The following is a 10,069-nucleotide window of genomic DNA, read 5'->3' on the forward strand; positions in this document are numbered from 1 at the left end:
AATACCCGCAGAACAATAAAGTACATACCCTAATCACTGGAGCATCCGATGGCCAAAATATGGACCCCGAGCGAGGTCGTGCACCGCGACTACAACAGCCACCCGCCCGCTTTTGCCCCGGGCTATAAAACCAGCGTGCTGCGCTCGCCGCGCAACGCGCTCATCTCGCTGCAAAACTCGCTGTCGGAAATCACCGGCCCGGTGTTCAGCAGTGACGATCTTGGCCCGCAGGACAACGATCTGATCCTTAACTATGCCAAAGACGGCCTACCTATCGGCGAGCGCATTATCGTCCACGGCTACGTGCGCGACGGCTTTGGCCGGCCGCTGAAAAACACCCTTGTGGAAGTGTGGCAGGCCAACGCCGGCGGGCGCTACCGGCATAAAAAAGATAAGTATCTCGCGCCTATCGATCCTAACTTCGGCGGCTGCGGCCGGGTGCTCACCGACGAAAACGGCTATTACTTTTTCCGCACCATCAAGCCCGGCCCCTATCCGTGGCGCAACCAGGCCAGCGACTGGCGTCCCGCACATATACACTTTTCACTCTCGGGCGACGCCTGGGCCCAGCGGCTGATTACCCAGATGTATTTCGAGGGCGATCCGCTGATCAAGCAGTGCCCGATTGTAAAAACTATCAATAATGACGATGCGATCCGCACGCTGATCGCCGAACTGGATACCCACGCGGCGGTGCCGCTGGACTGCCTCGCCTACCGCTTTGATTTAGTGCTGCGCGGCCAGCGCGCCACGCTGTTTGAAAACCGCACCCAGGGAGCCGCATGATGAAAGATTATTTAGCCGAAACCGCCTCCCAGACCGCCGGGCCGTACGTGCATATCGGCCTGGCACCTGAAGCCGCCGGCTTCCACATTTTCGAGAAGAATTTTGGCCCGAATCTGGTCACCGACGCGACGGCGGGCGAACGCATCGTCATCGAAGGACGCGTGATTGACGGCTCCGGCACCCCGGTGCGCGACGTGATGCTGGAGATCTGGCAGGCCAACGCCGAGGGCTGCTACAGCCATCCCGCCGATCGCCAGCCGGGAAAAACGCGCGACCCGGCCTTTCGCGGGTGGGGCCGCGCCTGTTCGGACTTCGACAGCGGCATCTGGCGCTTTGACACCATCAAGCCCGGGGCCGTTATCGGCCGCGACGGCCGCCTGATGGCCCCGCACGTCAATCTCTGGGTAGTCGCCCGCGGCATCAATATCGGCCTCAATACCCGGATGTATTTTTCCGACGAGCAGGAGGCTAACCAGCAGGACCCGGTGCTGAACTTGATCGAATGGGAAGTGCGCCGCCAGACGCTGATTGGCCAGCGCGAGCAGCGCGGCAAAGAAACGGTATATCGCTTCGATATCCGCCTGCAGGGCGAGAACGAGACGGTGTTTTTCGACGTGTAGGATAATGAGACTCCCGGCTCAGGCCGGGGGTGTCAGGGATTGAACTAAACATACAATAATTTCCGATATCCAAACTACCCCTGAAATCACGCCACAAATAAATTCTGGCTGATAGCTTCAAAAACCAGAGAAAAAATGAAGTGGATAGCATTGAACCTTAGTATCTCATAAATTGCCTGATGAACACCGCCCCAGGCAATAGCTATGGGAATATATAAATCACCACCCTTAATTAGCATCATTAATTTTTTATTATTAAAAACAAAGAAACAAAAGGGACATGTAAATGAAAATTCTATTTTTAAGTGCTGGTGAGAGAAGATCACCAGCACAGAAATCAGATTTAATCTTTATTGGACTCTTTAAGAAGTTGGTAGCCTTTTTCAGACACGCGATAAAATTTCATAGTTGGATGCCCGCCATCTTCGATATGGACTAACCCTTCTTCAGCAAGTTTATTCACTATCTCAAAAACATGGCTAAAGCCTGGTATGTTTTTCGAATGAAGTGTCATATCAAGCGTCCTCCAGGTCCAATGACCTTCTTTGCTGGACATAACATTTAAAACATTAAATTCGATATTGGTTATCATTTCAGTGCATCCGGGTGATAGAGGTCTTCAGGTTTTCCTTCGAGTTTGAAATCCAGCTTTCCATCAAGTCGATACCAATCAGCCAGCCTGTCTCAAGCTCACTTTTCACTGTCGAATATACGGGGTCGGTGTAACCTCTTTGAGCCGGCATCCAGGTTTGAGCGCCCCATAAGAGGTTTGGCGTTTGAAACGGCCCGTAGTTTGAGTAGCTTTCCGGGTTGAAATCGTAATACTTTTTAGCCTGTTCGAGGGCTGCGCGCGGCGACATTACCAGAGCATAATCCGACGGCGAACACCCCCTGTGAAATTCATGGTTTCGGTAAAGTCTAAACATGCTTCCTCTGCATTACTGACATATTAATGTTTACTAATATTCCTTCAGCATATTTACCCTCGATAAACACCAGGATGGCAACCTGAAAATAGCCTTAGATAGCTCAGTAAAAGCCTCAGAAAAAAGATGAAAAAACTACTCTCTGGTTGTATAGACGCAAAAAGCCCCTCATTCTCATGAGAGGCTGCTCTGGAATGCCGAAACATTCTGGCGATTCTGGCATGTCTGTGGGAGACCGTGCCGGCAGCGATTCTATCTGCATCGACTATGAAGGAAAAATCTGAGCCCAAATGTTAAATGCAACCCGCTCACCGGTTGGAAAATGCATATCAAGAGGCAGTTTGGATATCAAAATTATTGTACGTCAGGGTTGAAAATTAGTTACCATCGTTTTATCAGCGATTAGTCTGGAGCTTCCTCTGGGACTGATTAATAAATAACGTACGCAGCCAGATTCCATCTCGAATTAACCCCACGTCATTAAGCGATAAACTCGGTATCAATCTCTCCTCCGCATCTTATTTTCGTGCTCGATTAACCAGGTTTTACGCGCAATGCCGCCGCCATAGCCGGTCATTGATCCATCTTTGCCAATAACCCGGTGGCAGGGAATTATTATGGCCACGCGGTTGGCCCCGTTCGCCGCCGCCGCGGCACGTGTAGCGCTATCTTTGTTAATTACGCTGGCAATCGCCTGATAATGTGTCGTGGTACCAAATGGGATCTCTACTAAAGCAGCCCATACCTGCCGCTGAAATACGCTGCCGGGTGTATCGAGCATAACGTCAAACTTCTGTCTTTTACCGGCAAAGTACTCGCCGATTTCTTTTTCTGCCTGCCGCGTATGCCTGTTTTCCCCCGCCAGGATTTTTGCGTCAAAATGGCGCTGCAAATCGCGAAATTCAGTCTCCAGCAAACACCTGTCGACAAATTCAAGCAGGCAAACACCTTTCTCCGTTGCGCAGACGAACATTGGGCCCAGCGGTGTTGTGAAGCGATGAATCAAAATTACCGTATGGCCTCCGCTCGGCGCGTATCCGGTCAGTTTTTTACAGGTATAGCCAAAACCGCTGAGGGACTCGTAACCGCTATCAAAAGCAACTTCCGTTGTCGCGCGCCCCGCTTTAAGTTCCTGAATTGCAGTATTCACGCGCTGCATACGCTGGAAAGCCTGAAAGGTGATCCCGTGGTTGCTGATAAACCAGCGTCGAACACGTTCCGGGCTTATCCCCTGTTTACGTAACTCCGCATCGCTCAACCGGGCTTTAGGATTAAGGCTTACGAGCTTCAGAGCATGCTCAATGAAAGCAGGTGCAGAGCACGAGTTCTCCGTAGGTCGGCATATTTTGCAGGGGCGATAGCCGGCATCAAGCGCAGATTTAACATCATCATAAAATTCGACATTTTCTCTTTTTGGCTTTCGCGCGCGGCATACAGAGATACAGAAGACGCCGGTTGTTTTTACGCCGACGAAAAAAACACCCGTATGTTCAATCGATCGCTCAAGCAGGGCCTGATACCAGATATCGCACTTATATTGATCAGTGATTTTCATGTTTGAAAATACTCGAAAAAGAGTTCTGTAATTTTATTTGTCCTAAAATCACTTTCAGTTCGCCGAGTAGCGCTGCGTGAATGAAATTTCCCATCGAGATCCTTTTTACGCCCCACTCTGCCAGCCGATCAAAATCAGCAAGCCCCGATATACACATAACATTGAGCGGTAGATTGACCGTGCGTGCGACCGTCGATATATCATGCTTATCGTCTATACCGGGAACAAACAGGCAATCTGCCCCAGATTCTGCATATGCTTGCCCTCTTGATAATGTCTCTTCAAGGGCATTATCTCTCTTCAATAAGAAGGTGTCCGTACGCGCATTGATAAACAAAGTAGGACAGGCCTGCCTGAGCGCGCGCAGTTTTTCACAAAAATGTTCAGGATCTTCCAGCTGTCTACTGCCGTTGACGATGACGCTATCTTCAATATTTACGCCAGCTGCGCCTGTTTTTTCCAGTCGCCGAACATTGTTAATAATATCGTCGATATTCGTGCCAAATCCGGCCTCAATATCGACGCTCAGAGGTATATCAACGGCCTGCTTTATTCGTCCCACAATAAAAAGCAGCAGATCGAATGAGATATTCTCGCCATCGTCGTAGCCCATCATTGCCGCAACGGCTGTGCTTGATGTACCCAGCGCCTGATAACCCCCTTCTTGCGCAGCGAGCGCGCCGGGGACATCCCAGACGTTAGCGAGAAGTAGCGGTGTTTTTTGATAGTGAAGTGCTTTAAAGTCCATAGGTTTCTCCGTTGTAAGGATACCGGCCGAGTGTGGGGTTTCACGCTAAAGCAGACAACCGAAAATCGGACAACTATTTTTAATTTAAGCGTCCCGCAACTCGTCTCCCGTAACCTATGCAGTAATAACAACCGGGCCACTCTGATGAAAAATATGCTGATCTATGACGTGTTTGGCCGCACTGTTGGCGTGCGGCGCGTTGCCGGGCGCTGGCAGGTATTTCGCGTGGATCTTAACGAGAATAAATACTCGCCGCACCCCGCACTTGCGATCCCTGACTATCTCTGCGAGAGCGAGATCCCCGGCTGGCTTGATGATATTTTTCACGAGTCCGCCACTGACCGGCACCCTGTCGTCAGAAAAATCGGCTAGCCTCTGGCTACCAGCGCTGGGTTACCGAGCTGCCGTCCGGGCTAAAATACACGCTCGCACAAGCACCGTTGACCAGCGATATTTGCGGCGGCAGGTGGCCGATATCCACATCGTAAATAACCGGTGCCGCGACGTCATCGAGTGCTGAATGAAGAGCATCAATATAGGCAAGCTGGTTCGGATCGCGGGTATCCGGCGCGGCACTTCTGCCAATGACGATGCCACGCACGTTGTTGAACCAGCCCTGCAGACGCAGGCTAAACAGGGCTCTGGCCATTTCGCAGGGCTGCATTTCGACATTTTCAAAATACAGAATCAGCCCGTCATCGCCGATTCTCTGACGAAAACGCGCGAGGTTGCCAAACGGCGTACCGGCCAGCCGGGAGATAATCTCCAGACACCCACCGAATAACCGCCCTTCAAAGCAAAGAGCTCTCTTTTCGCCATCCAGCCGCTGCCACTCTGTACTGTGTGTTAAAGAGAATCCCGCGTCGGGATCTGTGCGCCAGCTGCTTTCACCGCGCTGGAATGCCGCTGAAGCGTACTGGGTAATAGTATTCCCGTGCGGTGTTTCCAGAATATTCCACAGTACCGCAGTCGTTTTATCAGGCGCAGCGGCCCCCAGCTCCATCAAATTCGGGCCGTGAAGGGTTCCCCAGCCTGCAAGTACGGTGAGCGGCAGATGTAAAGTACATGAGTCAGAGTAGCCAACAAACCACGTCGGCTCGACGGATGCCAAAAGCTGAAAATCCAGTAGCTCAAGAAGTTCAATGGCTAAATCACCACCCCAGGGCGGGATCACGGTTTTTATCTCCGGGTCGGTCAGAAAGGCCATCAGCTCGGCGGCGCGGGCAAATTTATCCGCACTTTTATTTTTATACTGCGAGCGCAGGCATGCGCCCTCTTTAACGCGGTAGCCTCTTTTCTTCAGGTTTGCGATGGCCCGGGCAAGGCGCGGATGTAACTGCTCAGGCACGCCTGACGACGGCGCGGTTACGCCAATCCAGTCGCCCGGCATCAGCGCGGGCGGAAAATGCATGTGCATAGCGGTAGCCTCTCGTTCTGCAAAGAATGGCGGTAAAGCAGCGCCTATTCTTCTGGACTGCGGGGATCCATAACCAACTGTAACGTAAACCCTGCTAATGTTAATGAGTTTTTGCTATCAAGTTAGCAAATCTAAACAACTTATCTTGAAAGCCGCCCGCTTCTCTCTTTAACATCCGGTTATGGAAAAAAACGCACTCTTCACCCAGCGCATTCGTTTGCGCCACCTGCATACATTCGTCGCCGTCGCCCAGCAGGGGACACTCGGGCGCGCGGCAGAAACGCTCAACCTGAGCCAGCCCGCCCTGTCGAAAACCCTTAATGAACTTGAACAGCTTACCGGCGCGCGCCTGTTTGAGCGCGGGCGCCTTGGCGCGCAGCTGACGCTGGTTGGGGAACAGTTTCTCAGCCACGCGGTGAAGGTGCTGGATGCTATCAACAGCGCCGGGCAGGCGCTGAATCGTAAAGAGGGACTCGGTGGAGACGTAGTGCGTATTGGCGCGCTGCCGACTGCGGCGCTGGGAATTTTGCCGGCGGTGATTGGTCAGTTCCACAAGCAGCAGAAAGACACCACCCTGCAGGTGGCGACCATGAATAACACCATGCTGCTGGCGGGGCTCAAGTCTGGCGAGATAGATCTGGGGATCGGGCGGATGTCGGATCCCGATTTGATGAGTGGCCTTAACTACGAGCTGCTGTTCCTCGAGTCTCTTAAGCTGGTGGTGCGGCCAAACCATCCCCTGCTGCAGGAAACTATCACCCTCAGTAAAGTCATGGAGTGGCCGGTGGTGGTCTCGCCAAAAGGGACCGTCCCGCGTCAGAATGCGGAAGCGCTGGTGCAGAGCCAGGGCTGTAAAATTCCTTCCGGCTGTATCGAAACGCTGTCGGCATCGCTGTCGCGGCAGCTGACGGTGGATTTTGACTATGTGTGGTTTGTGCCTTCCGGCGCGGTGAAAGACGATCTGCGTCGGGGAACGCTGGCCGCCCTGCCGGTACCCACTCCGGGCGCGGCGGAGCCTATCGGCATATTGACCCGGGTGGATACGCCGCTGTCAACCGGCGCCCAGACGCTGCTGAGCGCCATTCGCAAATCCATGCCGGGCTAACCCGGCATCGTCTATCGCTTCTTCTTCGGCATCATGCGCAGCAGCGCATTGTCTTTCCAGATATAGTGATGCAGCAGCGCCGCCAGGGCGTGTAGCCCCACCACGTAGTAGCTGGTTTTCGCCAGCAGCACGTGATAGTGCTTAAAAAAGTCCACCAGCTCAAAATTTGAATCCGCCGCGTGGGGCATCACCAGGCCAAATGCCAGCCACGGGTGGCCGCGGTTGTACATCAGACACAGGCCGATAATCGGCAGCGCGATAAACAGCAGATAGATAACCAGATGCCCGAGATGCGCCATCCCGGTCATCCACGGCTTCGGTTTTGGCGTAATGGGCGGCGCGGGGCGCTTCAGGCGGATAACCAACCGCGCTATCATTAGCACCAGTATCGTCATGCCGCAGGAGACGTGGACCATGTTGAACCACGGGCGGTATTCGCGGGAAAAGAAGCCGCGAAGATCCATCGCGCACCAGGTCACAATCACCAGCAGGAACACCAGCCAGTGGATGGCGATTTGCAGGCCGGAGTATTTTTCTCTCATTACACTTTCCGTCAAAATTAAAGGCCCTTAACATAGCGGGCCTCTGGTGATAATTCATTAACTTTTGTAACCTTAAATGAATTTTTAATTGATAATGATTCTCATTTATATTAAGGTGATTTCGCCAGCTGGCAGTGGCTGGCAGTAATCTCCATAGCACTACCCCGCCGCCTTCGGGCGGCGTTTCATTCAGGAGACGCGATATGGCGAACCCCACGAGGCGGCGATACGTTTGCAGGTTACTGAAGCGGTCGCGCTTTCGCGACGCGGCTGGCGATCGCGCCGCATCCAATACAGGGCGGGATACGGCGGAGAATTGCGGCGCAGAGCGCCGATTGCCGCGTCCTAGCGCGGTGCTTTAGCCGGCGGCTCCGGAAAGTAGCGCAGATATCCGGCAATACCACCGCCGCCGTCCAGAGGATGATGCCGCCCTTCGGCTACCGGTACCTCGGCAAAATCAAAGGGCGATACGCCCTCAAGACAGGCGGCATTGATGCCGTACTGCTGCGGGTTAGAACGGCGCTGGTGGAACGTGTAAATGCCGCAAATCGAACAAAAATAGTGCACCGCCTGACGGGTATTAAAGCGATACTCGGTCAGCGCCTCTTTTCCCTCCAGTATCTCGATACCTGAAAGAGGAGCCGAAACCGCCACTGCCCCGCGCATGCGGCAGAATGAGCAGTTGCAGCGCCTGGCGGTGCGCAGTCCGTCTGTCAGCACTACGCTGAATTTCACCGTACCGCAGTGGCACTGGCCGTTAATTTTTTCCTGCATCGCGACACCTCTACTGTTGATCTGGCAACCTTGAACCATTAACGTTAATTTAATGTTAAATGCAAGCAGCAGCCAGCCTTAATCCGGCGCGCGCGCGGCCAGCGTCTCGCGCAGCTGACGATCGCCGCGCAGCAGCGCCCAGGCCTCGAGCACCTCTGCGGGAAAATCGACGTGGGCGATAAAGCCTTTGCCGCGCGGGCCATAGCCATTCGCATCATCGTACAGCCGGGGAAGCTCGCCCAGCAGCAGGGACAGGTAGCGCGCCGGTGGCCAGAGTCCCGCCGCCGGATCCGCAAACGCGAGCCCCTCTCCGCGGTTAATAAGCTGCGGTATCACCCCGGGATGGCTCAGCCAGCGAATGCTGAGCGGCGACGCCTCCCGGGCGAAGGTGGCCATCGTGCGGCGCTGCATGGTCGGGTCCTGCACCACAATGGCGGACCGCGCGTCCAGCCCGCGCTCCGCCAGCACAGCCAGCGTAAAGCGGGCATTTTCACCGCAGTTGGTTGAGCGATCCTCAACCACGATACGGTCTCGGGGGATCTGCCAGAAGTCGTACGCGATATCGGCGAGGATCGCCGCCTCGGGACGTCCGGCGCAAGGAATGACCCGGTAATGGGGATGCGCCGCAACGGCGTCGTAGAGAAAGCGCGTTGAGTGACCGATGCCGCCGCTTATCAGCAGCATCCTGCCGTTGGAAGCCAGCCGGCAGGCGGCGTCAATAGAGGGGATCACCGCATTGCCGGCCAGCACCACCAGCTCTGCATCCGGCCCGGAAGGCGCGTCAGTTAAGTCATCCTGCGCAAGCCAGCGGCCAACGAGGTTAAGCGCGTCAAGGATAACGTCGCGTAGCGCGGGGAATGTCATTTCAGGGTTACTCCGTGGTTCGATTTATTTATTAACCCAGTCTGGCAGAAACTTTTTCACTGCCGGGCTACTCATGCAGATTGCCGGGACGCAATCGCCGTCTCTCAGGAACGAGCTATCCGCAGCGGGAAATAATCATGCAAACAGTATGGTCTGATGTCGATAACTATCTTATAGATGCCCTGATCCCGGCCGACCCGGCGATGGACCGGATCCTGCAAAATAACCAGCGCGCCGGGCTGCAGCCCATCGACGTCGCCGCTAACCAGGGCCAGCTGCTGGCCCTGCTGGTGCGCATTTCCGGCGCCCGTCGGGTGCTCGAAATCGGCACGCTCGGCGGCTACAGCACGGCGTGGATGGCCCGCGCCCTGCCGGACGACGGCGAACTTATCACCCTGGAGTACAGCCCGCACCACGCCGCCGTTGCCCGGGAAAACCTCGCGCTGGCGGGCGTGGCCCACAAAACTCAGGTTATTGAGGGCCCGGCGCTGGACTCCCTTGCCGCCATGCACGTGCCGGCACCGTTCGATCTTATTTTTATCGACGCCGATAAACCCAACAATCCTCACTATCTGAGCTGGGCGCTGCGCTACGCCCGCGCCGGGACGCTGATCATTGGCGATAACGTGGTGCGCAACGGCGAAGTCACTAATCCGTACAGTAAGGATGCAAACGTCCAGGGCGTGCGCACTTTTATTGAAATGATGGGCAGCGACCCGCGTCTCGATGCGA

Annotated in this window: 13 protein-coding genes; 5 read left to right on the forward strand and 8 right to left on the reverse strand. The window is 54.6% G+C overall.

Going from position 1 to position 10,069, the window contains the following annotated elements:
* Positions 1-48 precede the first annotated feature (48 nt).
* Together pcaH and pcaG are read left to right on the forward strand one after the other, a co-directional pair.
* Positions 49-786, forward strand: coding sequence for a protocatechuate 3,4-dioxygenase subunit beta (pcaH, locus tag QZ766_RS05805; protein ID WP_297198612.1), 738 nt, complete (start codon positions 49-51; stop codon positions 784-786).
* Positions 786-1,406, forward strand: coding sequence for a protocatechuate 3,4-dioxygenase subunit alpha (pcaG, locus tag QZ766_RS05810; protein ID WP_297198643.1), 621 nt, complete (start codon positions 786-788; stop codon positions 1,404-1,406). The genes pcaH and pcaG overlap by 1 nt, the downstream gene beginning before the upstream one ends.
* A gap of 343 nt (positions 1,407-1,749) precedes the next feature.
* Here pcaG and QZ766_RS05815 read toward each other — a convergent pair whose 3' ends face one another.
* From QZ766_RS05815 to QZ766_RS05830, 4 genes are all read right to left on the reverse strand, one after another.
* Positions 1,750-1,998, reverse strand: coding sequence for a MarR family transcriptional regulator (locus tag QZ766_RS05815; RefSeq protein ID WP_297198615.1), 249 nt, complete (start codon positions 1,996-1,998; stop codon positions 1,750-1,752).
* Position 1,999: 1 nt separating this feature from the next.
* A complete protein-coding gene (locus QZ766_RS05820; protein ID WP_297198617.1) occupies positions 2,000-2,332 on the reverse strand; it encodes a hypothetical protein in 333 nt (110 codons plus the stop codon).
* 499 nt (positions 2,333-2,831) lie between these two features.
* Positions 2,832-3,887 carry a methylated-DNA--[protein]-cysteine S-methyltransferase gene (locus tag QZ766_RS05825; protein ID WP_297198620.1) on the reverse strand — a complete coding sequence of 352 codons (1,056 nt, stop codon included), beginning with the start codon at positions 3,885-3,887 and terminating at the stop codon, positions 2,832-2,834.
* The gene (locus QZ766_RS05830) at positions 3,874-4,635 is read right to left on the reverse strand and encodes an isocitrate lyase/phosphoenolpyruvate mutase family protein (protein WP_297198623.1); all 762 of its coding nucleotides are present in this window, start codon (positions 4,633-4,635) and stop codon (positions 3,874-3,876) included. The genes QZ766_RS05825 and QZ766_RS05830 overlap by 14 nt, the downstream gene beginning before the upstream one ends.
* A 153-nt stretch (positions 4,636-4,788) precedes the next feature.
* Here QZ766_RS05830 and QZ766_RS05835 point away from each other — a divergent pair, with 153 nt between their 5' ends.
* Complete coding sequence (locus QZ766_RS05835; RefSeq protein ID WP_297198646.1) at positions 4,789-5,007, forward strand: hypothetical protein; 219 nt, start codon at positions 4,789-4,791, stop codon at positions 5,005-5,007.
* Positions 5,008-5,014: 7 nt separating this feature from the next.
* Here the strand turns inward: QZ766_RS05835 and QZ766_RS05840 are convergent, their stop codons facing one another.
* Positions 5,015-6,052, reverse strand: a complete 1,038-nt coding sequence (locus QZ766_RS05840) for a S66 peptidase family protein (RefSeq protein ID WP_297198626.1) — start codon at positions 6,050-6,052, stop codon at positions 5,015-5,017.
* A 181-nt stretch (positions 6,053-6,233) separates the two neighbouring features.
* On the opposite strand from QZ766_RS05840, the gene QZ766_RS05845 reads away from it, so the two are divergent.
* Positions 6,234-7,157: a LysR substrate-binding domain-containing protein gene (locus QZ766_RS05845; protein WP_297198628.1), complete on the forward strand. Its 924-nt coding sequence runs from the start codon at positions 6,234-6,236 to the stop codon at positions 7,155-7,157.
* An 11-nt stretch (positions 7,158-7,168) separates the two neighbouring features.
* Here QZ766_RS05845 and cybB read toward each other — a convergent pair whose 3' ends face one another.
* The 3 genes from cybB to QZ766_RS05860 form a co-directional block, all read right to left on the reverse strand.
* The gene (gene cybB, locus QZ766_RS05850) at positions 7,169-7,699 is read right to left on the reverse strand and encodes a cytochrome b561 (protein ID WP_297198631.1); all 531 of its coding nucleotides are present in this window, start codon (positions 7,697-7,699) and stop codon (positions 7,169-7,171) included.
* A 345-nt stretch (positions 7,700-8,044) separates the two neighbouring features.
* A complete protein-coding gene (locus QZ766_RS05855; protein ID WP_297198634.1) occupies positions 8,045-8,473 on the reverse strand; it encodes a GFA family protein in 429 nt (142 codons plus the stop codon).
* Positions 8,474-8,551: 78 nt separating this feature from the next.
* Positions 8,552-9,337, reverse strand: coding sequence for a YdcF family protein (locus tag QZ766_RS05860; protein WP_297198637.1), 786 nt, complete (start codon positions 9,335-9,337; stop codon positions 8,552-8,554).
* Positions 9,338-9,474: 137 nt separating this feature from the next.
* Between QZ766_RS05860 and QZ766_RS05865 the strand changes: the two genes are divergently transcribed.
* A partial coding sequence (locus tag QZ766_RS05865) for an O-methyltransferase (RefSeq protein WP_297198640.1) occupies positions 9,475-10,069 on the forward strand: 595 nt, incomplete at its 3' end.

This window comes from uncultured Pluralibacter sp. (assembly GCF_913775985.1).
Taxonomy (GTDB): domain Bacteria; phylum Pseudomonadota; class Gammaproteobacteria; order Enterobacterales; family Enterobacteriaceae; genus Pluralibacter.